At 71.4% G+C, this 25,334-nt stretch carries 27 protein-coding genes and 3 tRNA genes; 16 read left to right on the forward strand and 14 right to left on the reverse strand.

The genetic code is table 11. The annotated features are described in order from the left end of the window. Positions 1–180: 180 nt before the first annotated feature. Both KBX71_RS14010 and KBX71_RS14015 read right to left on the reverse strand, forming a co-directional pair. Complete coding sequence (locus KBX71_RS14010) at positions 181–1,185, reverse strand: LacI family DNA-binding transcriptional regulator (protein WP_210818325.1); 1,005 nt, start codon at positions 1,183–1,185, stop codon at positions 181–183. Between the two features lie 69 nt (positions 1,186–1,254). After that, the gene (locus KBX71_RS14015) at positions 1,255–2,730 is read right to left on the reverse strand and encodes an FAD-dependent oxidoreductase (protein ID WP_307847065.1); all 1,476 of its coding nucleotides are present in this window, start codon (positions 2,728–2,730) and stop codon (positions 1,255–1,257) included. Positions 2,731–2,822: 92 nt separating this feature from the next. On the opposite strand from KBX71_RS14015, the gene KBX71_RS14020 reads away from it, so the two are divergent. Then, positions 2,823–3,887, forward strand: a complete 1,065-nt coding sequence (locus KBX71_RS14020; protein ID WP_210818327.1) for a serine hydrolase — start codon at positions 2,823–2,825, stop codon at positions 3,885–3,887. Between the two features lie 8 nt (positions 3,888–3,895). On the opposite strand, the gene KBX71_RS14025 is transcribed toward KBX71_RS14020, so the two are convergent. Continuing rightward, on the reverse strand, positions 3,896–5,221 hold the full coding sequence (locus tag KBX71_RS14025; protein WP_210818328.1) for a deoxyribodipyrimidine photo-lyase: 1,326 nt from the start codon (positions 5,219–5,221) through the stop codon (positions 3,896–3,898). After that, the gene (locus KBX71_RS14030) at positions 5,218–6,141 is read right to left on the reverse strand and encodes a phytoene/squalene synthase family protein (protein ID WP_210818329.1); all 924 of its coding nucleotides are present in this window, start codon (positions 6,139–6,141) and stop codon (positions 5,218–5,220) included. The genes KBX71_RS14025 and KBX71_RS14030 overlap by 4 nt, the downstream gene beginning before the upstream one ends. 65 nt (positions 6,142–6,206) lie before the next feature. Here KBX71_RS14030 and KBX71_RS14035 point away from each other — a divergent pair, with 65 nt between their 5' ends. The 8 genes from KBX71_RS14035 (at position 6,207) to KBX71_RS14070 (ending at position 11,800) form a co-directional block, all read left to right on the forward strand. Then, a complete protein-coding gene (locus KBX71_RS14035; protein ID WP_210818330.1) occupies positions 6,207–7,349 on the forward strand; it encodes a polyprenyl synthetase family protein in 1,143 nt (380 codons plus the stop codon). A 28-nt stretch (positions 7,350–7,377) separates the two neighbouring features. Next, complete coding sequence (gene crtI, locus KBX71_RS14040; RefSeq protein WP_210818331.1) at positions 7,378–8,859, forward strand: phytoene desaturase family protein; 1,482 nt, start codon at positions 7,378–7,380, stop codon at positions 8,857–8,859. Further along, on the forward strand, positions 8,856–9,476 hold the full coding sequence (gene idi, locus KBX71_RS14045; protein WP_210818332.1) for an isopentenyl-diphosphate Delta-isomerase: 621 nt from the start codon (positions 8,856–8,858) through the stop codon (positions 9,474–9,476). Before crtI ends, idi begins: the two co-directional genes overlap by 4 nt. After that, positions 9,466–10,410 carry a MerR family transcriptional regulator gene (locus KBX71_RS14050; RefSeq protein ID WP_210818426.1) on the forward strand — a complete coding sequence of 315 codons (945 nt, stop codon included), beginning with the start codon at positions 9,466–9,468 and terminating at the stop codon, positions 10,408–10,410. Before idi ends, KBX71_RS14050 begins: the two co-directional genes overlap by 11 nt. Then, entirely contained in the window at positions 10,403–11,269 is an 867-nt protein-coding gene (locus KBX71_RS14055; protein ID WP_307847066.1) for a polysaccharide deacetylase family protein, read from the forward strand. Before KBX71_RS14050 ends, KBX71_RS14055 begins: the two co-directional genes overlap by 8 nt. 154 nt (positions 11,270–11,423) lie before the next feature. Next, positions 11,424–11,496: transfer RNA gene (locus tag KBX71_RS14060), tRNA-Glu, on the forward strand. Positions 11,497–11,553: 57 nt separating this feature from the next. Further along, a tRNA-Asp gene (locus tag KBX71_RS14065) sits at positions 11,554–11,627 on the forward strand. A 99-nt stretch (positions 11,628–11,726) separates the two neighbouring features. Further along, positions 11,727–11,800: transfer RNA gene (locus tag KBX71_RS14070), tRNA-Phe, on the forward strand. A 417-nt stretch (positions 11,801–12,217) separates the two neighbouring features. Here KBX71_RS14070 and KBX71_RS14075 read toward each other — a convergent pair. Then, positions 12,218–13,384 (reverse strand): hypothetical protein, encoded by a 1,167-nt coding sequence (locus KBX71_RS14075; protein WP_210818333.1) that lies wholly within the window; start codon positions 13,382–13,384, stop codon positions 12,218–12,220. Between the two features lie 164 nt (positions 13,385–13,548). Between KBX71_RS14075 and KBX71_RS14080 the strand changes: the two genes are divergently transcribed. Continuing rightward, positions 13,549–14,076 (forward strand): SRPBCC family protein, encoded by a 528-nt coding sequence (locus KBX71_RS14080; RefSeq protein WP_210818334.1) that lies wholly within the window; start codon positions 13,549–13,551, stop codon positions 14,074–14,076. A gap of 12 nt (positions 14,077–14,088) precedes the next feature. Here the strand turns inward: KBX71_RS14080 and KBX71_RS14085 are convergent, their stop codons facing one another. Then, a complete protein-coding gene (locus KBX71_RS14085) occupies positions 14,089–14,793 on the reverse strand; it encodes a DUF2786 domain-containing protein (RefSeq protein ID WP_210818335.1) in 705 nt (234 codons plus the stop codon). Between the two features lie 131 nt (positions 14,794–14,924). On the opposite strand from KBX71_RS14085, the gene KBX71_RS14090 reads away from it, so the two are divergent. Beyond that, complete coding sequence (locus tag KBX71_RS14090) at positions 14,925–15,365, forward strand: hypothetical protein (protein WP_124821595.1); 441 nt, start codon at positions 14,925–14,927, stop codon at positions 15,363–15,365. Between the two features lie 35 nt (positions 15,366–15,400). Here the strand turns inward: KBX71_RS14090 and KBX71_RS14095 are convergent, their stop codons facing one another. Then, on the reverse strand, positions 15,401–15,790 hold the full coding sequence (locus KBX71_RS14095) for a hypothetical protein (protein WP_210818336.1): 390 nt from the start codon (positions 15,788–15,790) through the stop codon (positions 15,401–15,403). A gap of 156 nt (positions 15,791–15,946) precedes the next feature. Here KBX71_RS14095 and KBX71_RS14100 point away from each other — a divergent pair, with 156 nt between their 5' ends. Continuing rightward, a complete protein-coding gene (locus tag KBX71_RS14100) occupies positions 15,947–17,290 on the forward strand; it encodes an ABC transporter substrate-binding protein (protein WP_210818337.1) in 1,344 nt (447 codons plus the stop codon). A gap of 67 nt (positions 17,291–17,357) precedes the next feature. Here the strand turns inward: KBX71_RS14100 and KBX71_RS14105 are convergent, their stop codons facing one another. Beyond that, a complete protein-coding gene (locus KBX71_RS14105; protein WP_210818338.1) occupies positions 17,358–18,101 on the reverse strand; it encodes an enoyl-CoA hydratase/isomerase family protein in 744 nt (247 codons plus the stop codon). Continuing rightward, positions 18,098–18,955, reverse strand: coding sequence for a 3-hydroxyacyl-CoA dehydrogenase family protein (locus KBX71_RS14110; protein WP_210818339.1), 858 nt, complete (start codon positions 18,953–18,955; stop codon positions 18,098–18,100). The genes KBX71_RS14105 and KBX71_RS14110 overlap by 4 nt, the downstream gene beginning before the upstream one ends. A 177-nt stretch (positions 18,956–19,132) precedes the next feature. On the opposite strand from KBX71_RS14110, the gene KBX71_RS14115 reads away from it, so the two are divergent. Next, positions 19,133–19,420 (forward strand): hypothetical protein, encoded by a 288-nt coding sequence (locus KBX71_RS14115; protein WP_091396025.1) that lies wholly within the window; start codon positions 19,133–19,135, stop codon positions 19,418–19,420. A 48-nt stretch (positions 19,421–19,468) separates the two neighbouring features. On the opposite strand, the gene KBX71_RS14120 is transcribed toward KBX71_RS14115, so the two are convergent. Beyond that, entirely contained in the window at positions 19,469–20,248 is a 780-nt protein-coding gene (locus KBX71_RS14120) for a bifunctional 2-polyprenyl-6-hydroxyphenol methylase/3-demethylubiquinol 3-O-methyltransferase UbiG (RefSeq protein ID WP_210818340.1), read from the reverse strand. A gap of 54 nt (positions 20,249–20,302) precedes the next feature. Between KBX71_RS14120 and KBX71_RS14125 the strand changes: the two genes are divergently transcribed. After that, the gene (locus KBX71_RS14125) at positions 20,303–20,692 is read left to right on the forward strand and encodes a PPOX class F420-dependent oxidoreductase (protein WP_210818341.1); all 390 of its coding nucleotides are present in this window, start codon (positions 20,303–20,305) and stop codon (positions 20,690–20,692) included. Between the two features lie 81 nt (positions 20,693–20,773). Here the strand turns inward: KBX71_RS14125 and KBX71_RS14130 are convergent, their stop codons facing one another. Both KBX71_RS14130 and KBX71_RS14135 read right to left on the reverse strand, forming a co-directional pair. Then, positions 20,774–20,983 carry a BldC family transcriptional regulator gene (locus KBX71_RS14130; RefSeq protein ID WP_007073996.1) on the reverse strand — a complete coding sequence of 70 codons (210 nt, stop codon included), beginning with the start codon at positions 20,981–20,983 and terminating at the stop codon, positions 20,774–20,776. A 251-nt stretch (positions 20,984–21,234) separates the two neighbouring features. Further along, positions 21,235–22,074, reverse strand: a complete 840-nt coding sequence (locus KBX71_RS14135) for a hypothetical protein (RefSeq protein ID WP_124821616.1) — start codon at positions 22,072–22,074, stop codon at positions 21,235–21,237. 193 nt (positions 22,075–22,267) lie between these two features. Here KBX71_RS14135 and KBX71_RS14140 point away from each other — a divergent pair, with 193 nt between their 5' ends. Beyond that, positions 22,268–23,350 (forward strand): Glu/Leu/Phe/Val dehydrogenase, encoded by a 1,083-nt coding sequence (locus KBX71_RS14140; protein ID WP_210818342.1) that lies wholly within the window; start codon positions 22,268–22,270, stop codon positions 23,348–23,350. Between the two features lie 304 nt (positions 23,351–23,654). Next, positions 23,655–23,870, forward strand: coding sequence for a DUF3073 domain-containing protein (locus tag KBX71_RS14145; protein ID WP_124821603.1), 216 nt, complete (start codon positions 23,655–23,657; stop codon positions 23,868–23,870). Between the two features lie 139 nt (positions 23,871–24,009). On the opposite strand, the gene amcA is transcribed toward KBX71_RS14145, so the two are convergent. Continuing rightward, entirely contained in the window at positions 24,010–24,237 is a 228-nt protein-coding gene (gene amcA, locus KBX71_RS14150; RefSeq protein WP_124821604.1) for a multiple cyclophane-containing RiPP AmcA, read from the reverse strand. Next, positions 24,206–25,309 carry a cyclophane-forming radical SAM peptide maturase AmcB gene (gene amcB / locus KBX71_RS14155; protein ID WP_305798226.1) on the reverse strand — a complete coding sequence of 368 codons (1,104 nt, stop codon included), beginning with the start codon at positions 25,307–25,309 and terminating at the stop codon, positions 24,206–24,208. The genes amcA and amcB overlap by 32 nt, the downstream gene beginning before the upstream one ends. Positions 25,310–25,334 lie beyond the last annotated feature (25 nt).

Consider the following 25,334-nt stretch of genomic DNA (forward strand, 5'->3'; position numbering starts at 1 on the left):
AGGACGCGACGTGATGACGACAGATGTTGGCAAGGCCATGAAAGCAGCCCGGTTTGCCGGCTATTGATCCCTTATGGCCGATCATTCGGCCCGGTCGATGCCGACCGTCGCGAGCAACGACGAAAACGGCCGCCGACCGCAAGAAGCGGTCGACGGCCGAAGCGTCGTACGGGGTGGTGCCTAGCGGCCGGGGGCGGGCGCGGTCGAACCCCGCACCACCAACTCCGGCTCGAACAACAACTCGTCCTGAAGGACGCCGGCACCCTCGATCTGGGTGACCAGCAGATCCACGGCGGCCTGCCCCATCGTCTCGATCGGCTGCCGCACAGTGGTCAACGGCGGATCGGTGCACGTCATGAACGCGGAGTCGTCGTAACCCACCACCGACACGTCGGCCGGCACCGAACGCCCCAACCGCCGGGCCGCGCGGATCGTGCCCAGCGCCAGCACGTCGCTGGCGCAGATGATGCCTGTCACGCCCCGTTCGACCAACTTCGTCGCGGCGACCCGTGCACCCTCCATCGAGAAGCTGGAGCGCTCGACGCACTCGGCGTCGCCCTCGTCCCAGCCGGCGACCTTCATCATCGCGTCGAGCTTGCGTCGGGACGGCACATGCCCCTCCGGGCCGAGCACCATCCCGATCCGCTCGTGCCCGAGCGAGCGCAGGTGCCCGTACGCCTGCTCCACCGCCACCGCGTCGTCGGTGGAGACCCGGGGAAAGCCCAGCTCGTCCACACCAGCGTTGACCAGCACCACCGGAAGCCCCCGGTCGGTCAGCCGACGGTAGTGGTCGTGTTTGGCGTCGGCGAGCGCGTACGACCCACCAGCGAAGATCACCCCGGAGACCTGGTGGTCGAGGAGCATCTCCACGTAGTCCATCTCGGAGACCCCGCCGATGGTCCGGGCACAGAGCGCCGGGGTGTAGCCGCGCTGGGCCAGCGTGCCGGTGACCACCTCGGCCAACGCCGGGAAGATCGGGTTCTGCAACTCGGGCAACACCAGCCCGACCAGCCGGGCGCGTTCACCGCGCAGCTTGGTCGGCCGCTCGTAACCGAGCACGTCCAACGCCGTCAGCACGGCCGTCCGGGTCGCCTCGGAGACTCCGTCGCGGCCGTTGAGCACCCGGCTGACGGTGGCCTCGCTGACGCCCGCCTTCTTGGCAACTTCAGTCAACCGCTTGGTCACGGTCGCAATCGTACGTCACCTGAATGAAAGAAATGAACAGCGATTTGCCCAGTGTTTGCCGTCCAGGCGTCAGGACAGGTCGCCCAAGGCGCTTTCGATGGCCCGGTGGAAGGTGGGGTACGCGTAAATCATGTGCCGGAGCTGACTCAACGGCACCGCCGCGTGCACCGCCACCACCAGTGCGGACAGCACCTCGCCGCCGGCCGGGCCGACCGAGGTCGCCCCGATCAGCACGCCCTGGTCGGCGTCCGCGACGAGCTTGATGAAACCGTCGTCGCCAACCCGGTGGATCCAGCCTCGGGTGGAGCTGCCGAGTTTGGTGAAACCCACCTGCACGTTGATGCCACGCTCGCGGGCCTGCTGCTCGGTGAGCCCGACCGCGCCGATCTCGGGGTCGGTGAAGGTCACCCGGGGCAGCGCGCGGTAGTCGGCTCGCGGGACGGTGCCGGCCGATCCGCTCGATCCGCTGGCGGCCAGCGAGCTGGACGCGCCCATCGCTCCGCCGACCACGCTGGCGGTGCCGCTGGCGTCCGCGCCGGCCTTCGCCTGCCGGGCAGTGGCCAGGATGTCGGCGATCACGATCCCCGCCTGGTACATGGCGATGTGGGTGAAGGCGCCCTCGCCGGTCAGGTCGCCGACCGCCCAGACGTGGTCGGTGACGTGCAGCCGGTCGTCGACCGGGAGGTAACGCTGGTTGGCGTCCATGCCGATCGTGTCGAGACCCAACTCGGTGAGGTGGGCCTTGCGCCCGGTCACCACCAGCAGCCGTTCGGCGGTGAACTCCGCGCCGCCGCCACCGCGCAGCGTGAACCTGGTGCCGTCGTGCTCGACCCGTTCGGCGCGTACCCCGGTGTGGATCTCCACGCCGTCGGCGCGCAGCGCCGCGGCGGCGACCTCGGAAGCCTCGGGTTCCTCGATGGCCAGCACCCGGTCGAGCGCCTCGACCACTGTGACCCGGACCCCGAAGCGGGCGAAGACCTGCGCCAACTCCAGGCCGATCGCGCCGCCGCCCAGCACGAGCAGCGACTCCGGCAGCTCCTCGACCTCGATCGCCTGGTGGTTGGTCCAGTACGGCGTGTCGGCGAGGCCGTCGATCGGGGGAATCGACGGTCGGGTCCCGGTGCCCAGCACCACCCCGTGTCGAGCCTCGAACACCTGGTCACCGACGCGGACCCGGCGCGGGCCGTCGAGTCGGCCGCTGCCCCGCACGAGCCGGCCGCCCTTGCCGATGAACCGCTCCGCCGCGACCGTGTCGTCCCAGGTGTCGGTGGCCTCCTCGCGGATCCGCTTCGCCACCGGTGCCCAGTCCGGCTGGACCTGCGCCGTCCCGGCGAGCCCGTCGACCCGGCGAGCCTCGGCGAGCGCGTTGGCCGCTCTGATCATCATCTTGCTCGGGATGCAGCCCCAGTACGGGCATTCCCCGCCGACGAGATCCCGTTCGACGCCGACGACGCTCAGGCCGGCCTCGGCGAGCCGTTCGGCCACCTCCTCGCCGCCGACTCCGAGCCCGACAACGACCACGTCCACCAGCTCCGGCTCCGCCACACCGAACAGCATCCCCCAGCGACACCACCCCGACCACCGGGGTCGCCGGAAAAGTCGGCACGCTCATCGGCCCGGACGCCTACCGTGGCCGGATGCACGCACGCTTCGCTCCGGTCCGGGACTGCTTCCACGACCTGCTCGCCTCCGGCCGGGAAACCGGGGCCTGCCTGACCATCTGGTACGACGGGCAGCAGGTCGTCGACCTGGTCGGCGGGACCCGGACCGGCGGCGAGCCGTGGCTGCCGGACACGCTCGTGAACGTCTACTCGGTCGGCAAGCCGGTGGCCGCGCTCTGCCTGTTGCTGCTCGTCGACCGGGGAACCGTCGATCTCGACGCGGCCGTGGACAGGTACTGGCCGGAGTTCCGCACCCCCGCCACCGTGCGGCAGGTGTTGTCACACACCGCCGGGCTGCCAGCCTTTCCGGTGCCGCGACCGGCCACCGCGATCGCCGACTGGGCGCTGCTCACCGGCGACCTGGCTGCCGCCGACCCCGAGTGGTCGCCGGGCTCGGTCGCCGGGGAACACGCCTGGACGTACGGGCACCTGGTGGGCGAGCTGGTCCGCCGAGTCGACGGACGGTCGGTGGGCCGGTTCCTGGCCGAGGAGATCGCCGACCGGTGGCAGCTCGACCTCGGCTTCGGGTTGACCGAGGCGGACCAGCGGCGCTGCGCGGACCTGCGGTACGGCGACAGGGGGTGGCCGACCCGGGCGCTCGGTGAGGCGGGCTCACTGCGGGCGCGTGCGATGGGCAACCCGGCCGGCGGGCTGGACCTGGCCGTGTTGAACAGCCCCCTGTGGCGGGGCGCCGAGGTGCCCGCGGTCAACCTGCACGCCACCGCGCCCAGCCTGGCCCGGCTCTACGCCGGTCTGCTGGCCGGTGGTGTCCTGGACGGGGTTCGGCTGTTCAGCCCGGAGCTGGTGGCGGAGGCGACAGGGGTCCAGTACGACGGGCCGGACCTGGTGTTGGACCGCGACGCCCACTGGACGCTGGGCATGCAGTGGGAGCCGGACGGCAGTTGGGGCATGGGTGGCATCGGCGGCAGCAGCGCGTGGGCCGACCCCGAGCGCGGCTACACCTTCGCGTACGCCACGGCGCACCTCGCCGAGCACGACCGGGTGGACGAGCTGGTCGAGGCACTGCACTCCTGCCTCTGAGGCCGGGGTCAGCGCAGCCAGACGGGGTCGGTGCCCGGCACCGAGAGCGGCGGCGGATAGTCGAGCGTCTGGCGCAGGGCCTCCGGCAGCCGCCATGGTTGGTGCACCGCCTTGCCCTGCACTTTCTCCAACTCCGGCACCCAGCGGCGCACGTAGTCGCCGTCCGGGTCGTACCGTTCGGCCTGCCGGACCGGGTTGAACCCCCGGTACGGCTTGGTGTCGTTGCCGGTGCCGGCGACCCACTGCCAGTTGCCGGAGTTGTTGGCCACGTCCCCGTCGAGCAGCCAGCGGAAGAACACGGCCACCCCGGGCCGCCAGTCCTGCCCGAGGTGCTTGGTCAGGTAGCCGGCGGTGATCAGCCGAGCCCGGTTGTGCATCCAGCCCTGCGTACGCATCTGCCGCATCCCGGCGTCGACGATCGGCATCCCGGTGCGTCCCTCGGTCCAGGCCGCCAACGCGTCGTCGTCGTAGCGCCACTGTTCGGTGGCGCCCCGCCGGTACGCCGACGTCGAGATCTCCGGGAAGGCGGCGGTGACCTGGTAGTAGAAGTCCCGCCAGCAGATCTGCCGGACGAACGGGCCGGACCGGTCGCCGGCCCTGTTCGCCACCGCCAGCGGCGACACACAGCCGAAGCGCAGGTACGGGCTGAGCCGGGACGTGTCGTCGCCGGCCATGTCGTCGTGCTGATCGCCGTACCGGGTCAGGTCGGGCAGCCAGTCGGTGAGCCGCTGCTGGGCGACCCGCTCGCCGCCGACGGCCGCGTCCGGCGAGTCGCCGGCCGGCAGCGCCGGCAACCGGCCCACGCGTACCCCGTCGGGCAGCGCGATCCGGCGCGGCGCGGCCAACTCCTCGCGCCACCTGTTGGCCGCCCAGGCCCGGTGGTAGGGGCTGAACACTCGGTAGTGGTCACCGCCGCCACCGGGCCGCAGCGCGCCCGGCTCGACCACTGTCAACCCGGGGAACAGTCGCAGGTGCAGCCGGTGCCGCTCGCACTCGGCGCGTAGTCGCCGCTCCCGGCGGCTGGCGTAGTGGCTGACGTCGGCCGAGAGCGCGACGGCGGTGGCCCCGACCTCGGCGGCCAGCCGGATCGTCTCGGCCACCGGGTCGCCCTGCCGGACCACCAGGTCGCCACCACTGTCGCGGAGTTGGTCGCGCAGGTCGGCGAGGGCCTGGTGCAGGAAGCGGGTGCGGTTGGCGGAGAGGTCGGCCAGTGCCGGGTCGAGCACGTACAGCGGCACCACCTGGTCGAAGGCCGCACAGGTGGTGGCCAGCGCCGGGTGGTCGTGCACCCGCAGGTCGCGGGTGAGGAGCACGATCGCCGTGCTCGCGGTCACCGGCCCGCCGGGTGGATCGTCGGCCCGGGGATGACGACAGGCGTACCTGTCGAGCTGAGCAGGGCTCGCGCGGCCACCGCCATCCGTCGCCGCTGCGGCACCAGGGCCCGCCGGACGAAGACGTCGTAACCCTGCGCGGCCACCTCGTCGAGGATGCCCCCGTAGAGCGCGTACGCGGTGCGCATGCAGGCCTGTGAGGCGGGCGCCAGCATGGTGATCCCGGGTGCGGCGGCGGCGTAGTGCGCCTGGGCGCGGGTCACCTCGTACTCGATCAGCTCGCGGATCCGGGGGGTGGCGTGGCCCCGGGCGCGGGCGTCGGCCAACTCCTCGCCTGTGACCCCGAACTTCGCCAGGTCCTCGTCCGGCAGGTAGGTGCGGCCCCGGTCGAGGTCCTCGGCGACGTCGCGGATGAAGTTGGTGAGTTGGAAGGCGAAGCCGAGCTGCCGGGCCGGCTCCCGGGCCGCCACCGGGTCGGAGCTGCCCAGGATCGGCAGCATCATCGTGCCGATGACCGCCGCCGAGCCCTCCATGTAGTCGAGCAGGTGGTCGTAGGTCGGGTATGCGGTGACGGTGAGGTCCATCGCCATGCTCTTCAGAAACGACGCAAAGTCGTCCCGGTCGAGATCGAAGACCGCGATCGTGTGCAGGACGGCCGGTAACAGCGGGTCGTCGACCGGCGCCCCGTGCAGACCGGCCACGAACTGGCCGGCCCAGTGGTCCAGAAGGGCGGCCCGCTCGGCCGGCGGCAGGTCCTCGGTGCGGTCGACGATCTCGTCCGCGTATCTGGTGAACCCGTAGAGGGCGTGCACATGTCGTCGTTTCCATGCGGGGAGCAGCCGGGTGGCGAGATAGTAGGTGCGGCCATGGCGTTTGTGCAGCTCACGGCACCGACCATAGGCAGCGGTGAGATCAGTTTCCACCGGCCCTCCTCCATTTATCGACGCACCAATCGACGCAACTCGTAGCCTAGGGTACGCTCAGCCGCATGGCCAACGACGCAGTTGCGGGCGATGTGACCCGTGTGGCGCCGGCAGGGCCGGGAGACGGGGACGATCCGGTCCGCGCTGTTCTGGCCGCGTACACCCACGATCTGGTCACGGCGGTCGACGAGACCCTGAGCACCTTCCTCACCGCCGAGGTCGACACCCTCAACGACATCGACGCATCGATGGGCAGCTTCGCCGCCACCGCACGGGAGGCCGTCCTGACCGGCGGCAAACGGATCCGGTCCACGTTCGCCTACTGGGGTTGGCGCGGGTCGGTCGGCGGCACCGCAGCCGTGGCGCCCGTGCTGCCCGCGCTGGCCGCGCTGGAGCTGCTGCACACCTTCGCGCTGGTGCACGACGACGTGATGGACGCGTCCACCACCCGCCGCGGCCGACCCACCACCCACGTCGCGCTCGCCGAACAGCACGTCGCCGCCGGCCACCGAGGTGATCCCGGCCGGTTCGGTGAGGCCGTCGCCGTACTCGTCGGCGACCTCTGCATGGTCTGGGCCGACCAGTTGCTGGCCCACGCCTCGGTGCCGTCGACTCGACTCCTCGAGGTGCGCCGCTGCTACGACCAGATGCGGGTGGAGACTGTCGCCGGGCAATATCTCGACGTGCTCGGCGAGAACGACCCGGTCAGCTGGTCGGTCGACCGGGCGCTGCGGGTGGCCCGCTACAAGACCGCCAGCTACACCGTCCAGCGACCACTGCTCTTCGGTGCCTGCCTGGCCGGGGTGCCCGCCGACGATCCGCTGGTCTGCGCGTACACCCGCTATGGCCTGGCTGTCGGCGAAGCGTTCCAGCTTCGCGACGACCTGCTCGGCGTCTACGGCGACCCGGCGGCCACCGGCAAGCCGGCCGGCGACGACCTCCGCACCGGCAAGCCGACCACGCTGCTCATGCTGGCCCGGGAGCTGGCCACACCGGCCCAGCTCACGGCGTTGGAGCGGGCCGCCGACGGACCTGTCGAGACGCTCGCCGGGCTGGTCGCCGAGACCGGCGCGGTGACCCGGGTGGAGCAGATGATCGCCGAGCGGGTGGGCGACGCGCTGGCCGCGCTCGACACCGCACCCGTGGACGAGACGGCGCGTACCGCGCTGACCGGGCTGGCCACCGCCGCTGCCAACCGGCGGGCCTGATGAGCGACTTGAGCGAGGAGGTGGTCACGTGCGGACGGTGACAGGACGGACGGACCGGGTGGTGGTCGTCGGCGCCGGGCTGGGCGGGCTCGCCTGCGCGCTGCACCTGGCCGGCAGCGGTCGACAGGTGACAGTGCTGGAGCGCGAGCCGGTGCCCGGCGGGCGGGCCGGACGGCTCGGCGTGGACGGCTACGAGTTCGACACCGGGCCGACAGTGCTCACCATGCCCGACCTGATCGCCGAGGCGCTCGGGGCGGTCGGCGAGGAGCTGCACGACTGGCTGGACCTGACGCCGCTCGACCCCGCCTACCGGGCGTACTACCCGGACGGCTCGACCCTCGACGTGCTCACCGACACCACCCGGATGGCGGCCGAGATCTCCCGGGTCTGCGGGCCCCGTGAGGCCGACGGCTACCTGCGTTTCGTCGAGTACGCGCGGGAGCTGTGGCGGCTGGAGCGCACCGACTTCATCGAGCGCAACCTGGACGCGCCGACCGATCTGCTCACCGGCAACCTGCTCAAGCTGCTCAGCGGCGGGGCCTTCCGGCGCCTCCAGACGAAGATCAACCAGTTCTTCCGGGACCCGCGTACCCAGCGGATCTTCTCCTTCCAGGCGATGTACGCCGGCCTCGCGCCGCACGACGCGCTGGCCATCTACGCGGTCATCGCGTACCTCGACTCGGTGGCCGGGGTCTACTTCCCGCGCGGCGGCATCCACGCGGTCTCCCGGGCGATGGCCGGCGCGGCCGAGAAGCACGGCGTACAGATCCGGTACGACACCACCGTGACCCGGGTGGAGACCGCGAACGGCCGCGCCACCGGCGTGCTCACCGCCGACGGCGACCTGGTGCCGGCGGACGTGGTGGTGCTCAACCCCGATCTGCCGGTCGCCTACCGGGACCTGCTCCCCGCCGCGCCACAGCGCCGGCTCACCTACTCGCCGTCCTGCTTCGTTCTGCACGTCGGCTCCTCCCAGGGCTATGCGAAGATCGCCCATCACAACATCCATTTCGGACGCGCGTGGAAGGGCACCTTCGATGAGGTCATCCGACGGGGTGAGCTGATGACCGATCCGTCGCTCCTGGTGACCAACCCGAGCCGGACCGACCCCGCGGTGGCCCCGCCGGACCGGCACACCTACTACGTGCTCGCCCCGGTGCCCAACCTGCACCGGGCGCCGTTCGAGTGGCGCGGCGACCTGACCCAGCGCTACACCGACCAGCTGATCGGCACCCTGGAGGAACGCGGCTACGTCGGCTTCGGCGCCGGGGTCGAGGTGCTCCGGGCGATCACCCCCGCCGAGTGGGAGGAGCAGGGGATGGCCGCCGGCACCCCGTTCGCCGCCGCACACACCCTCTTCCAGACCGGCCCGTTCCGCCCGTCCAACCTGCACCGCGCCCTGTCGAACGTGGTGTTCGTCGGCTCCGGCACCCAACCCGGCGTCGGCGTACCGATGGTGCTCATCTCCGGCAAGCTCGCCGCCGGCCGGATCACCGGAGAAGGCCGATGAGCAGCCGTGAGAACCACCTCGTCGAACTCGTCGACGAGACCGGAAGGGCCCACGGAGAGACGACGGTCGCGGCCGCCCACCAACCCCCGGGGCAGCTGCACCGGGCCTTCTCGGTGTTGCTGGTGGACCCGGACGGCCAGGTGCTGCTCCAGCGCCGAGCCGCCGTCAAGACCCGGTTCCCGCTGCGCTGGGCCAACTCCTGCTGCGGCCACCCCCAGCCGGGGGAGTCGCTCGCCGAGGCCGCCAACCGGCGGCTGAGCGAGGAGTTGGGCGCGGGCCCGGTCGAACTGACCGAGGTCGGCATCTACGTCTACTACGCCGAGGACCCGGCGACCGGTCGGGTCGAGTTCGAGTACGACCACGTGCTGCGAGGCGAGTTCCTACCCAGCGCTCCGCTACTGCCGGACCCGGACGAGGTGGCCGAGCTGCGGTGGGCCGATCCCACCGCGCTGGAGACCGAGTTGAAGATCGACCCCCGGTCGTACGCGCCCTGGCTGGGCGGGGTGGTGAACCGGCTGCTACGCCCCTCGGGGTCCCGGTCGGGCGCAACCGACCCGGCCATGACCCCGCCCGGATCGTCGGCGGATGACACGGCGGAGCGGTCGGGTGGTCGATGAGGCGCTGAGCGCGGGCGCGGTCGCACGCCGGCTGGGGGTCGCGGTCACGACCCTACGTACCTGGCACCAGCGCTACGGGCTCGGGCCCAGCGAACACATCCCCGGTCACCACCGCCGGTACACACCCACCGATCTGGCCCGCCTCGAGATCATGCGTCGACTCACCGCCGAGGGGGTGAGCCCCGCCGAGGCGGCCCGCTGGGCCCGCCAGGCTCCGGACCCGACGCCCAACGGCACCGTCGCGCCCACCCGGATCCACCCGACCGGCCGGGACGGCGGCGGCACCATCCCGGTCGGCCGTGCCGGCCCCGCCGCGCGCGGACTGGCCCGGGCCGCCATGCGTCTGGACGCGGCGGCGATCAGCGAGACGATCGCGCACGCCCTGGCCGCCAGCGGGGTCGTCGCCACCTGGGAGGGACTGCTGCGCCCGGTGCTCGCCGGCATCGGCGAACGGCACGCCGCCACCGCCGGCCTGATCGACGTGGAACACCTGGTGTCGCGCTGCGTCTCGGAGGCGCTCGCGGCGGCCAGCCGGGCCAAGGTCCCCACCGGGCCGGCCCGGATCCTGCTCTCCTGTGCCGACGAGGAGCAGCACACCCTGCCCCTGGAGGCGTTGGCCGCGGCCCTCGCGGAGGCCGGTGTCAGCTACCGGATGCTCGGCGCCCGGGTGCCGGTGGCCGCTCTCGTCGAGGCGGTCAACCGGACCGGACCGGCCGCCGTGGTGCTCTGGTCGCACACCCGGGCCACCGCCGACCCGATCCAACTCAGCGCGTTGCTCGCCGCACCCCGGCGCCCGTTGCTGGTGCTCGCCGCCGGCCCCGGCTGGCGAGCCGACACGCTGCCCGCCGGGGTGGTGCGGCCTGTCGATCTGGCCGAGGCGGTCTCGCTCTCCGCCGCCGTCCGCGATTCCCTGGACCAGTCGAGGCGTGACTGATCGCACTGTCGCCGAGTGGCGGCGTGAACTACCGTCGGGCGGGTCCGGCTACCCCGACCCCTCCGGGAGCGAGCAGATGCAAGCCCGCGCCGTCCTGGCGTCCGTCCTCGCCTTGGCGCTGGTCTTGTCCGGCTGTGCCCAGCCGGACCGCACCATCGTCTCCGCCGGCCCGCCAAAGCCTGTGGAATCCACCTCGCCGCCCACCCCGAAACCGCACCCCAGCGCCACCAAGCCGGCCAAGCCGCCACTGCGGCCGCTGCCGGCCAAGCTCCCCGCCGGCCTGGGTCGCAACACGGGCGTACGCCCGGTGGCCCTGACGTTCGACGACGGGCCCAACCCAGCCTGGACGCCCAAGGTGCTCGACCAACTGAAGGCCGCCAAGGTGACCGCGACCTTCTGTGTCGTCGGCCGCGAGGTGCAGCGCCACCCGGAGTTGGTCCGGCGGATCGTCCGGGAGGGACACCAGCTCTGCAATCACAGCTGGCGACACGACCTCGATCTCGCCCGACGGCCTGTCGCCGAGATCCGGGCCGACCTGGACCGCACCAACAGGGCCATCCAGAAGGCCGTCCCCGGCGCGAAGGTGTCGTTCTACCGGCAGCCGGGCGGCCGGTGGACGTCGGAGGTGCTCGGGGTGGCCAAGGACCTCGGCATGCGTCCGCTGCACTGGTCGGTCGACCCACAGGACTGGGACAAGCCCAGCGCGGCCACGATCGGCAAGCGAGTCCACGCCGCCACCCGCCCCGGCGGCATCGTCCTCCTGCACGATGGAGGCGGAAACCGGGCCGCGACGCTTGCCGCATGCCCGAAGTTGATCGCCGACCTGAAGAAGCGCTTCGGCATCACTCGGCTCCACTAGAACTGCTCTGACCTGCGGTTATGACCCGTCCCAACCCCTTGCCGACACCGATTTTGTCGACCGACCGAGCATCACGTATGCTTTCCAAGCCTCCGGCGGGGCCGGATGGGAGCAAGTCCGCTTGAAGTTGCGAATGTGCAATGATGGCGGGGCCGCCCTCATCGTCTAGCGGCCCAGGACGCCGCCCTTTCAAGGCGGTAGCACGGGTTCGAATCCCGTTGGGGGCACGACCGGCGCAAGCCGGAGTAAGGCAAGACCGGCGCAAGCCGGAGCAACACAAGCTAGGTCCTGTGGAGCAGTTGGAGTGCTCGCCGCCCTGTCAAGGCGGAGGTCGCGGGTTCAAGTCCCGTCAGGACCGCAGCGCCGACGCCGCGCCCCGCGCGGCGTTCTGCGTATCGGAGCAGGTCGCCCTGCCACCGGTTCGTCCGGTTGCCGGGTAGCATGAGCCGAGCGACACGGCCAGGTAGCTCAGTTGGTACGAGCGTCCGACTGAAAATCGGAAGGTCGGCGGTTCGACCCCGCCCCTGGCCACATAGCCTTTCGCCGGGCTACAGAGGTCCCCACCAGCGGAAACGCAGGTGGGGATCTTGCTTTTCCGGTGCTTCCGCCGACACGCGCGAACAGAGCGCCGCGACCCCGCGACGTCAGCGGCATGGCGTCGAAGCGACCACCTCCAAGATCGTGCTCGATCCAGGAAACAGGGCCCTCCGCCCGCGGGCGAGGCACTACATCAAGGATCGAGCATGATCATGCGAGAAGGATGTCCCGGCACCGCTGCCGGCGACGCTCGGACGACAACCGCGAGCGGCGTCCCACGCACCATCACCGAAACTGCTGCCTCCCGACGGGCTAAGGCAGCAGTTTCCCTGAAGATGCTCAGATCTTGGCGCCCCGTGCACGGCCACCCCAGGTGAGACCGCCCGCGGCACAACGAGGAACGGCGCGGCGTCAGTGGTCGCGGCGACCCTGCGGGCGGTGCTGCGCCACGCTGCCCTGGATCGCCTCCCACACGCTGCGTCCAGCCTGTCGCAGCGTCTCCCCCGCCTGCTCGGCGAGTTGCGCCGCGCTCTGGGCCGCGGCCTGCGCGGCACCCGGCAGACCACCGTCGCCATCCCCGGACCGGCTCGGACCGGATGCAGTCGACCGACCTGGCTGGTTGCGGGTCTGCCCGGCCGCCGAACCCGCCGGTCCCTCGGGGTGCCGCTGGTCCCGGCCCGCCCCTGCCGGGCGCTCTCCACCACCCGAGCCTTCGTGCCGCTTTTCCTCGGCATGACGTAGCCCCTCGTGCCGCTGGCCTTCCGGGCGGTGGCCACCTGGCGCGCCGGCCTCCGGCTGCCGGCCCTGTGGCTGCTGGCGCTCCGGCTGCCGGCCCTCCGGTTGCCGGCCCTCCGGTTGCCGGCCCTGTGGCGGCTGCCCCTCAGGACGCCGCCCCTCCGGCTGCGGGCCGTGCGGATGCGGGCCCTGCGGATGCGACTGGTCGGCTGACCCCGGGCCACCAGCTCGCGGCCCGGGTCCTCCGGCGTCCGGTGCCGACCCGACCGGACCCGCCCCGGATCGACCAGGGCCCGCCCGATCAGAGCCCGGCCGGCCAGAACTCGGTCGACCTGGATCCGGCCGGTCGAAACCCAGTCGGTCGCGGTCGGCCACCGGGCTGGCCGCGCCGACCTGCCGGCCCGGCTCGTCGCGTACGCCGTCCAGGTGCCGACTCGACGCTTTGACCTCCGCTGCGCCCGCGGCCAACTGCTGGGCGCCGCGGTTCACGTCGTCCAGGGCAGTGCCAGCCGTATGCGCGAGCGCCTCGATGATGTGCGGGTTGTTGTCGAGCGTGTCGAGGGCCCGGCCCAGGATTCTGGTCAGCTGCTCCAACCGCACCCGCAGCTGCGCCTCGGCGTTCACCCCGTCGATGTTCAACTCGCCGTTGCTGAGGTGCACCCGTACGCCGGCGTCGACCTGGAGCAGGTTGGCCACCCGGGCCCGCAGCGACAGGTCGGCCTCCAGACCGTCGACCGCCAGCCGGATGGAGTCGACGGAGACCTTCGGAATGTCGAGCAGGACGTCCGGGTTCCCGCTGTCGACGTTCCGGTCCGGCTCCCGCTGCTGCCCGCTCTCGCTCATGGTCTCCCGCCCCGCCTGCACACCGGCCCGGTGATCCGGGCCGCGGCGCGGTTACCCGTTTTCCGGCGGGGCATCCCGTCCGTGACGGCTCGACGACCCTCTGTCTGGAACCGGGCACCGTGCGAAGCTGCACACCCGGGCATCAGCCGGTATGGTCCGGGCCTATGGGACAGGAATTGACTGATCCGGCCGACATCCGGCAGGACGTCGGCCAGTTCTCTCTCCGGTGCAGCCTTCTCGTCCCGGGCTCGGCCGAGCACGCGTTCGCGGTCTTCACCGACGAGCTGACCGACTGGTGGGTCACCGAATACACCTGGTCCGGCCCGGACGCGCTGGCCGAGCTGGGCATGGAGCCGCGGACCGGTGGCATGCTCTACGAGTTGGGCCCGTATGGTTTCCGCGCCGACTGGGGGCGGGTGCTCACCTGGGATCCGCCTCGCCGGCTGGTCTTCGTCTGGCAGATCGGCCCCGACCGGGCACCGGTGCCGGACCCGGCCCGCGCGAGCGAGGTCGAGGTGCTGTTCCATCCCGAGGGGCCAGAACGCACCCGGGTCGAGTTGGAGCACCGGCACTTCGACAGGCACGGCGAGGCTGCCGAGGGTTACCGCAAGGCGCTCACCGCCGGCTGGCACGAACTGCTCACCCGCTACGTCGCCACGGTGTCGCGAAACCGCCCCACCACGACGGCCTGACGACCCACCGGATCACCGACCGAGCCGCCGGTCGGCGGCGGCACCGCCGAGGTCCCGACCACCAAGGTTCGCGCGTTGGCCGGCTTCCGCCCCCGAGCCGAAGCCGGTGCCGCCCAACCGGCGTGGCGGCGCGGTGCGCAGCCGCGGGTACTCCTCGGTGAGCCGACGCTGCACCCGGTCGGATCGGTCGGCCAGCACCAGCGCCATCGACGGCGCGCCCGACTCGCTGGCCGCCGCCGACTCGGCCGCCCAGAGCCGACCTCCGACCACCTCGGCGAAGCCGGCCAGCCAGGAGCGTCGGAAGGCGGCGGGATGGTCGTCTGCCGGCACCTCGGTGGCGGCCAGGCCGTGCGCCGCCTGCACGAGCAGTGAGGTGAAGAGCAGGTCGACCCGTTCCAGGTCGCTGGCGAAGCCGAAGAGGTGCAGGGCGAAGCCGTTGCCCTGCCGACGGCGTACGCAGCGGCAGCGCAGGGGCTCGGCCACCGCGGCGAGCAGGCCGACCTTGTCGCGGGCGTACGGGGCGACGACGTCCAGCACCCGATCGCCGACCGGGTCGGTGGTCGGGTCCCGGGCGGCGAGCAGCGCCCGGTCGACGCCGTAGCGGGCGATCAGCTCGGTCGCCTTGGCGGTGAACGCGGCCGACTCGGCAGGCGTGCAGGCCGGGTCCTCGGCCTGGGCCAACAGCTTGCGCACCTTGCTGAGCATGGCCTCGGACATGCCTACAGAGCTACCACACGGGCCGGACATCATCGGGGCCGCGGCGGATTCGATCGATACGTATCATCGTCACGGTCAGATGATCAGTCCAATACGGACGGTCAGTCAACTGTTCTTGGAGGATCGACCGAATGCCATCCCCGACCGCTCGCCTGCTCGCCGTCGCCACGGCCACCGCACTGCTCTCCGCCGGCACGCCCGCGCTGGCGGAGCCGACAACAGCGACCACACCCGTCAGCTCCGGGCCGAACGCGTTCGCCCCGCTCGCCACCTGTTACGGCGGGGCGGTCCGGTCGTACTTCGAGACCGGCCGCTACGGCGGCTCAGCCGGCCAGTACCGCACCACGACGCGCTGCCGCGACATCAACGTCCGCAACGCGAGCGTGTACGCCACCGAGGCGTGCGTGATCTTCGTCGACAAGACGAGCGCCTGTAACTACTGGACCTACCTGCCGGCCAACTCGGGCTGGATCACGGTGGCGACAAACGTCCGGGACGGCGTCAACTTCCGGGTCCGCTTCGAGAACCTGCGGTACGAGTACGAGCCGCTGATCGCGTACCACGCGTTCTGACCGACCCGCCGACACCGCCGCGACCCGCGGACGCGTCACTCGGCGCGGCTGCGCAGGGTGGCGATCGTCGAACCGGCGAGTGTGAGCAGGCAGTCGGGGAGCAGCCCGTCGGCCGCCGCCGCGCCGAACAGCGCCTCGCCTGTCGGTTCGTCGCAATTCGCGTACGCACTGACGAAGCGGGCCACCCAGCGGGTGTCGTACCCGGCCTGATCGATCCCCGGAAAGTCGAGCGCCGCCCCGCTGGCCGCCGGCGCGTCACCGAGCATTGTCGCGGCCAGGCACCAGGCGACCCCGTACGCGCCGCTCAGGCCGGCCCGGTCGACGACCGCGTCGAAGGCTCCCACCACCGCGTCTCCATCGCCGGTCAGCGCCGAACGGAGCACGGCGGCCGCGTCATCGAACGTCTGCTGTGGTAGGTCCGTCACTCAGCGCACAGTAGGACGGGTGGTCAAGCTCTCCCAGCAACCGTCACTGTCCGTGTTCAACGCGAGCTACCTGCGCATTACGCCACCTCCACGGTCCCGCCGCCGGCTTCGGCACGCTAATGTGCGCAGCGGACCTTCGCCGGAGGAAGGACGACCATGTTCGTATCACGCCGCTCGCGGGTAGCCACACTGGCTGCCTGCGCGACGATCCTGCTCGCCACAAGCGCTTGCGGGGATGACAAGCCCGAGGAGGCAAGCGCCCAACAGGTGCGCCTCTACGGCACGGACGGCAACATGCTCAACTCCTATCCTGCGGAGTTGAAGGAACGGGCGAGTCTCGTCGACGGGATGAAGGGCACCACGCCCCTCGTTCCGCTGCCAGACGACTTCAAGGGCCGGCTACGGGCCGTCAATCCGGCGCTGACGGACTACGTGTACTCCGCCGAGACGTACGACGCGGTGGTGATCGCCGTGCTCGCCGCCCAGTTGGCCGGGAGCACCGACCCGGCCGCCATCACCAAGCAGATCGTCGCCGTGACCAACGACGGGCAGCGCTGCGAGGACCCCGCCAGTTGTCTCGCGCTGGCCCGCAACGGGCAGGACGTCCAGTACCGCGGCGTCTCGCTGACCCGGGCGGGCTTCACCGACAAGGGTGAGCCGGCCACCGCGAGCTACGCCACACTGACCTTCGACGGGCAGCAGATCAACGACGGTAAGACCGAGTTCGTCGGCGCGGGCATCGAGTCGGCGGCGAGCACCAAGACGCCCCCGAAGCCGAAGAAGCAGCGCGCTGGTGGCGACGCCGACCAGGAGCCGCTGATCCTGGGCGGCCTGTTGCCGAAGACCGGTGACCTCTCGATCGCCTACCCGCCGATGGCGGCCGGCGCCGCGCTGGCCATCAAGGAGATCAACGCCGCTGGCGGCGCACTGGGCAAGCCGGTGACGTGGCTGGACGGCGACGACGGCACCAACCCGGCGGTGGCCAAGGCGACGGTGGCCAAGCACGTGACGGACGGCGTCAGCGTGATCATCGGTGCCGGCGGTTCGGGCATCTCCCGGGCCGTGCTCCCGGACGTGGTGCAGGCCGGGAAGATCCTCTTCTCCCCGTCCAACACCGACGCCAGCCTGACCGACGTGGACGACCAGGGCCTCTACTTCCGTACCGCCCCGCCGGACAGCCTCCAGGGCCGGGCACTCGCCGACGTGATCCTGCGCGACGGGTCACAGAAGATCGTGATCGTCGCCCGCAAGGACTCCTACGGTGAGGGCCTACAGGGCACCGTCCGCGACGAGCTGGAGAAGGCCGGCATCGCCAACGACCGGCTCAAGCTGTTGACGTACGAGCCGCCGGCCGACGCGAAGGCGGCGCCTGTCGACTTCAGCAGCGGCGCGAAGGAGATCAAGGCATTCGGCGCGGACGCCGTACTGATCATCGGCTTCGGTGAGTCCGCGCAGGTGATCCGCGGCCTGGCCGACGCCGGGGTGCAGATCCGGCAGTAGGCAGGACCCGAAACCCACGACGGCCGCACCGGCTTCCCGCCGGTGCGGCCGTTTCTGGTACGCGGGATCAGCGCGGCCTGCGGCGCTCCAGGAACTCGGTCATCCGGCGGTGCTTCTCGTCGTCCTCGAAGAGCACCGCCTGGCTGACCAGGTCGAGATGCGGGTGCGCGGCGGCGGGCGCGTCCACCGCCAGCTTGGTCAGCCGCACCGCCAGCGGTGAGCCCAGGGCGATCTCGTCCAGCAACGCGTGCGCCACCGTCAGCAGTTCGTCGGGCTCGTCCACCACCCGGTTCACCAGGCCGATCCGCAGCGCCTCGGCGGCGTCCACCCGCCGGCCGGTGAAGAGCAGCTCCTTGGCCCGGCCCTCCCCGACCAACGCGGGCAGCCGGTGGGTCGCGCCAGCGCCGGCCAGGATGCCCAACCGCACCTCCGGTTGGCCGAAGACCGCCCGTGCCGTGCACACCCGCAGATCGCAGGCGTACGCCAGCTCCGCGCCACCGCCCAACGCCGGGCCGTCGACGGCCGCCACGGTCGGCATCGGCAGCGCGCGGACACGTGCGAAGGCGGCCGAGTTGATCGCGGCGAGAGCGTCCGTGCGACCCCGTTCGCGGAGCTGGCCGATGTCGGCGCCACCGGCGAAGATGCCCGCCGCGCCACCGGTCAGCAGCAGCAGGCGCGGGCGCGCCTCCAACTCGGCGCAGACCTGGTGCAGCTCGGCGATCAGGTCGGCGTCGATGGCGTTGCGCTTCTCCGGCCGGTCAAGGGTGACCACCAGCCGGTCCGGCCGCTCCTCGATCCGCAACCCGCTCATTGCCTCACACCGGCTTCCCAGCGGTAGAAACCCTGCCCTGACTTCTTACCCAGCCGCCCGGCGGCCACCATCTCCTCCAGCAGTGGCGGCGGCGCGAAGCGGTCCCCGTACGCGGCCTGGAGGGTGCGGGCGATGTCCAGCCGCACGTCGAGGCCGACCAGGTCGGTGAGTTCCAACGGCCCGATCGGGTGCCGGTAGCCGAGCACCATGGCCTTGTCGATGTCCGACGGGCTGGCCACCCCGTCGGCGACCATCCGGATCGCCTCCAGCCCGAGGGTGACCCCGAGCCGGGAGGTGGCGAAGCCGGGCATGTCGCGTACGACGACGGGGTCCTTGCCCAGCCGGCCGGCGAGCGCGACTGCCGCGGTGGTGGTCTCCTCGGCGGTGGCCGGGCCGACCACGATCTCCAGCAGCGCCATCGCCCAGACCGGGTTGAAGAAGTGCAGGCCGAGGAAGCGTTCGGGCGCGTCCAGCTCGGCGGCCAGAGCAGCGATGGCGATGCTTGAGGTGTTGCTGCCCAGCAGCGCCGGGTGCAGCGCGGCGGCGTCCCGGAGCACCGCACGCTTCAGGTGGAGGCGCTCCGGCACCGCCTCCACGATCACCTGGGGGGCGGGCGCGACAGCGGCGAGGGTTGGGCGCAGCGTCACCCGCTGCCGGTTCGTGGCGGCCTCGTCGGCACTCAGCTTGCCGCGCTGCACCGCCCGCTCCCACAGCTCGGCGAGCCGGTTCAGCGCGGTCGCACCCCGCTCGGGGTCCACCTCGACCAACTCGACGGCGTGCCCGGCGCCGGCCGCCACGTACGCGATACCGAGCCCCATCGTGCCGGCACCGACGACCACGAAACGATCGCTCATCACGCCTCCCTGTCCCGTCCGCCGACGCGCGGGGTCCCCGCCACGCCGGCCCGGGTGTCCCGCCCGCTCCGCTCGCTCATGGTGCGACCCTAGACAGCGCGACGACCCGGCCCATGCGTGGGGGAGCGCCGGATCGGGTAATGACGGCCCGTCAACCGAGGGAAGGACCGCATCGAGATGAGCCAGGCACCGGAGAGCGTCACCGACGGGGAGATCGTGGAGACCCGAGGCGACGAGCGGGTCGAACTGCTGCGCGCCGACACCAACAACGACGGCAAGACCGACGTGTGGGTGGTGGACACCGACGGCGACGGCAAGGCGGACCTGTTCCAGTTCGACACCGACGGTGACGGCAAGGTGGACATCACCATGGTCGACATCGACGAGGACGGCCAACCGGACGAGGTGGTCGACGGCGACGGCGGGCTCCCGCCCGAGCAGCTCCCCCCGACCGTCCAGGTCTGAGACGTCCGACGGCCCCCGTCTCCGCTCGGCGGACGCGGGGGCCGTCGCTCAGTCGACGAGGCGCAGGGTGGCCAGGTAGTAGGGGGCGTCGCGGTCGTCCACATCGGTGAGCCGCCAACCGGTGCCGTGCACCAGGCTGGCGAACTCCTCCGCCGAGCAGACCAGATAGTCGAACCATTCGGTGCTCAACTCGCGGTACCGCAGCCGCAGCCGCAGCTGGCCACCGAGCCGACCGCGCCGACGGTTGCGCTCGTGGTAGCCGGTGTGCAGCGGGTCGCGGGTGCCGTACGGGTCGGTGCCCTGAGCGATGATCTGCGCTCCCGGTCGGGCCAGCGCGGCGAGCGCGGCGAGGAACTCGGGAGCGCGCTCCCGCCCCTCGAACAGCCCGAGGTTGTTGCCGAGAAGCAGGAACGTGTCGTACCGCGAACCGTCGGCGACGTGCGTGTCGACGGTGCCGTGCACCAGCCGCCGGACACCGCGACGCCTGCTCACCTCCAGCGCGCCCGCGGAGGTGTCCAGCCCGGTGACCGGTACGCCGCGCTCCTGGAGCAGCAGCGCGATCCGGCCGGCACCGGTGCCGATGTCCAGCGTCTCGCCGTGCGCCCGGTCCGCCGCGCGGTGGTCGTACGGCTGCCACTCCGCCGGCCCGTCCAGGTAGTGCGCGGCCGGGGCGCCGTTGATCAGACCGTCGTCCCGTTCGATGATCTCGATGACCGGTCGCGGCAGTCGACCACCGACCAGGGGGCGGGGGCCCACCCCGGTGGCCACGGCGAGTGTGTCCCGCAGCAGTTCGCCGATCACGTCACCGATTAGGGGCTCAACCGTCACGGCGTTCACGCTATCCGGCCGCTCAGTGGCCCGCACCGGCCGTATCCTGGCGGCGTGACCACGCTGGACCGGCTGTCGGCCGAGAAGTACATCCTGCTCACGACCTTCCGCACTGACGGTCGGGCGGTGCCGACCCCGGTCTGGGCGGTACGCGACGGTGAGGCGTTGGCGGTCTGGACCCGGGCCGACTCGGGCAAGGTGAAGCGGATCCGCCGCAACGGCGAGGTGACAGTGGCGCCATGCGACGTGCGGGGTCGGCCACACGGGGCGGAGGTGTCAGCCCACGCGACGATCTACGGGGGCGGTGACACCGGTCGGATCCGCGATCTGCTCAAGCACAAGTACCGCCTGATCGGTCGACTGAGCCTGCTGGGCAGCCGGTTGCGTCGCGGCGAGGGCGGCACTGTCGGCATCCGGGTGACGTTGGCCGAGTCGCGGCGCTGACCCGCGGCGGGCGTCGTGCTCGTGACATGGAAAGGGGCGGCGGATCGAGATCCACCGCCCCTGACGAAAAACTGCTGCCGCTCAGTCGCCCTGCCGCTGCTGCGGGATCTGGCCCTGCAGAAGCGCCCTGACCTCCGACTCACGGTACCGACGGTGGCCCCCCAGGGTGCGGATGGCACTGAGCTTGCCAGCCTTGGCCCAACGGGTCACCGTCTTCGGGTCGACCCGGAACATCGACGCCACCTCGGCCGGCGTGAGTAGCGGCTCTGGTTCGTGCGTTCGCGATGCCATCGGTCACTCCTCCACATGTATAGACATCGGCCGGGGTCCCGCCGGCCGACGCGTCTCCCATGGTCCGGCTAGTCCCCGATGTCCGACATGGGCCGAACGGATGAAGGTCCCTAGACGGACGGATGAACCATGCCCGATTTTTACGACTTTTACATGGCAGAAAGTACCTTATTCGGACTCATGATCACGGTTCGTGATGCGTCAACTACGAGCACCCCTCACCTTGGGAGCGCTCCTAGGGCCGATATGCCCTAATTGCACCGCTCCAACAGCTGCACCGCGCGCCACCGTGCCACCAACTTGTCGTACGCGGCGGACGCCTCCTCGGCCTCGCCGCGCGACAGCCCCGCGAGGCCGCCGGCAACCAGCTCGGGCGAGTCGTCCGCTGTGAGAGTCTCGTCGGAGAGCAGGTCCACCAGACCGCCGTAGTCCAGCTCGACCACGGACCGGGGATGGAACTCCTCCAGCCAGCGGGCCGCCTCCTCCACCGCCTCGGTGATCGGCGCCTCGCCCACCGACTTGCGCAACACCGACAGCGCCCGCGACGAGCGACGTCGAGCCTTGGAGATCTCCGTGCGGTAGCGCAGCGCCCGCCGGCCCGGCTGCGTGACCAGGTCACGCTCCGCCGGGTCGAAGAGCACGAACCACCGCAGCGGTACGCCCCAGGTGGCGATCTGCTCGTGCACCCGGGGCACCCCGTGCTCCAGCACCCGGGCGCCACTGCGCCAGTCGTCCACCACCGCCCTGGCCTGCCCGGCGAGCACCGGCGGCACGAAGGCGTCGGCGAGCACCGAGGGCACCCCGTCCCGGGCGCTGAGCGCCGCCTCAGCGACCCGGATGCGCAGGTTCCACGGGCAGACCAGCAGGCTGTCGTCCGTCTCCAGGACGTACGCCTCCTCCGGCAGGTCCGGCAGCCGGGTCCAGCCCGCGCCCAGCGCCTCGATCACCGCCGTCCGCTGCCGACCGGGCCCCTCCACCGGGGCGACCGCGCGCCCCTCCGAGACGTAGCGGCGCCAGTAGCTCTGCCGGTCTCGGTCGAAGGCGGCCAACGGTTCGTACACGCGCAGGTAAGAAGCGAAGAGCGACGGCACCGCGCGATCCTCCCACGAACCACGCCGGTACGCGGTCAGCGGCCGGAGCACGCGCGCCGCACCGTGGGACGGCGGCCGCGTGTCGAGCGCCCGCACGGCGGCCGATACTAGGCTCGATCACACCGGCAGCATCCCCGCCGGGGTTCACCAGGTCCACGTCCCACAAGGACGCACACCACAGTAGGAGCCAACAATGGGCGTATTCGCGAGCACCGACGACCCGGTATCGACAGGTCACGAACAGGTCGTGTTCTGCCAGGACAAGCAGAGCGGCCTTAAGGCGATCATCGGGATCTACTCCACCGCGCTGGGCCCGGCGCTCGGCGGCACCCGCTTCTACCCGTACGCGAGCGAGGACGACGCCCTCGCCGACGTGCTGGACCTGTCCCGCGGGATGGCCTACAAGAACGCGCTCGCCGGGCTGGACCTGGGCGGCGGCAAGGCCGTGATCTGGGGCGACCCGGAGCAGATCAAGAGCGAGGCGCTGTTGCGCGCGTACGGTCGCTTCGTGGAGTCGCTGGGCGGCCGCTACTACACCGCCTGCGACGTCGGCACGTACGTGGCGGACATGGACGTCGTGGCCCGGGAGACCCGCTACGTGACCGGGCGCAGCGTGGAGCACGGCGGCGCCGGCGACTCGTCGATCCTCACCGCCTGGGGTGTCTTCCAGGGGATGCGGGCCGCCTCCGAGCACGTCTGGGGCACCCCGAGCCTGCGAGGCCGGCGGGTCGGCGTGGCCGGCCTGGGCAAGGTCGGCAAGTACCTCACCGGTCACCTGCTGGAGGACGGCGCCGAGGTGGTCGCCACCGACGTCAACCCGAAGGCGCTGACCTGGGTGCGCACCAACCACCCGCAGGTCACCCTGGTCGACGATTCCAGCGCGCTGGTCGCCGCGGACCTCGACGTGTACGCGCCGTGCGCGCTGGGCGGCGCCCTGAACGACGACACGGTGCCGGCGCTGCGCGCCAAGGTGGTAACCGGTGCGGCGAACAACCAGCTCGCCCACCCGGGCATCGAGAAGCTGCTGGCCGACCGCGGCATCCTCTACACCCCGGACTACGTGGTCAACGCGGGCGGCGTCATCCAGGTCGCCGACGAGATCGAGGGCTTCAACTTCGACCGGGCGAAGCTGCGGGCGACCCGGATCTACGACACCACCCGCGAGATCCTGCACCTGGCTGACGCGGAGGGCGTGCCCCCGGCCGTGGCGGCCGACCGGCTGGCGGAGCGGCGGATGGCGGACGTCGGCCGGCTGCGCGCGATCCACCTGCGCTGAGCGTTTCGTTCCGGGGGCGGATCGACGAGATCCGCCTCCGGGCCCCCGGTGACGGCGCAGCTGGGTAAGCTGAGCCCGGGTCAAATTTGATGCGGTTTGTCCGGTGTCACGGGTGCTAACCGTTCCGCTCCTTACCCGGTACACTGGGTGACGGCCGGATCGACGCGACGCGCAGAGCCGGCTGACGGTAACCCGAGGTGCCGAACGGTGGCATCCCCATGTACCGTAAGAGCCACGAGAGATGCCTGACGTCATCGGGGCCCGCCTTCGGGCTGCCCCGCATTCTGTGCGAGGGGGTCGAGCCATGGGGCGCGGCCGTGCTAAGGCCAAGCAGACTAAGGTGGCGCGGGAGTTGAAGTACCACTCCCCGAACACCGACCTCACCGCCTTGCAGCGCGAACTGGCGGGTGCTGGTAAGTCTGAGCACCACTTCGACGACGACTCTAAAGAGTCCGTCGGCGATGATGATGAGGATCACGCGGACGACGATCCAGATCCCTGGGTCCGTCCGACCCGCTGACCGTTCGACGCAGCTGAGCACGCGGTGACCCCCGCGTGCTCACGCGCGTCTCGTGCAGGTGCAGCTGAGCGACGATCAGGGGCCTGGCCCCGACCGGAGCCAATCCGGCCGCTCGACAGGCCCCTGATCGCGGCTCACCTCAGCGCGGGCGATTGTTCCAGTTGTAGAACGTCGGGATGTTCTCGAAGTGGTTCCAGGCGCAGACCGCGCTGGACCCGTCTCCGCCCGACACCTCCGAGCGCAGCCGCCGTGCGTCCTCGGCCTCCTGGAGCAGCGCGACGAGCGCGGGAGCCGCGTCTCGCACCCGTTCGGTGACTCCGTCGTCCGCTTCGCGCTCAGGCCGCCGGTGACTGGTGGTCTCGGGCATGCTCCAACACTCCCTCCAATAGGCGGATCTTGCTGTTGCGGCAGTGCTCGGTCTCCGTACCGTCAAAACGCCCCAGCTCGAAGTAACGGTTGGCGGCATGGCCACCGCCGCAGAAGCCGAAGTACGGGCAGGACGCCCGACACGCCTCCACCCCGCCCAGGAACTCCTTTACCCACGGCGTCGCCGCCGCGTCGCCGAGGATCTGCGCCAACGGGGTCGTCAGCACGTTGCCGCTGCTGAAGTCGCCGTAGTGGGGATCGGTGAAACCGGCCAACTCGGGGGACAACACGATCACCGAGCCGTCGTGACCGATCGTCGGGATCGGGTCCAGTTGGCGGGGCAGCAGCCCGTCCGCCGAGTTGTCGAGCACCGCCGCGGCGTAGCGCAACGACCACTCGATCTCGCGGAGGTGAATCCGGGGCTCCCGGCGCCATGCCCCGACCAACTCGGCCCAGAACGCGGACACCGCCGACGGGTCGTGGCGGTTGTCGCGGGTGTTGACCCCCTCGGTCTCCTCGATGTTGATGCCCAGCACATCGCAGCCCAGCTCAAGGAAGTAGTCGTACAGCTCGGTGGCGAGCCCCGGCTCCGGGCGGGAAACCACGGCCAGCGCGGAGAAGGGCAGACCGCGCCGGCGCAGCGCCGAGATGCCGTGCAGGATCCGGTCGTACGCCGGCTGGCCACCCCGGTTGACCCGGTCGCCGTTGCGTGCCCGGGGCCCGTCGATGCTCACGCTCACCCGCATCTGGTGCCGGACGAAAAAATCGCACCAGTCGTCGTCGATGAGTGTGGCGTTGGTCTGCACGTGATGCTCGACCTGGGGCCCGAATGGCGCGATCAGATCGGCCAGGTGCTCCCGACCAGCGGCCAGGGGCTCGCCGCCATGCCACACCACTGAGAAGCGACCGTTCGCCGCCCAGGGGTTGACCGCGGTCGCGACCGCCTCGGCGACCGCCACCGACATCCGACGGTCGGCGGCCCGGAACGGCAGGTAGCAGTACGCGCAGTCGAGATTGCAGAGGGTGGTGGGCTGCATGACGACGTACGACGGGACGGCGGCCAGACCGCGCATCCCGCTGAACGACTGTCCTTGAGCA

The organism is Micromonospora sp. D93, from assembly GCF_018070365.1.
GTDB lineage: Bacteria > Actinomycetota > Actinomycetes > Mycobacteriales > Micromonosporaceae > Micromonospora > Micromonospora ureilytica.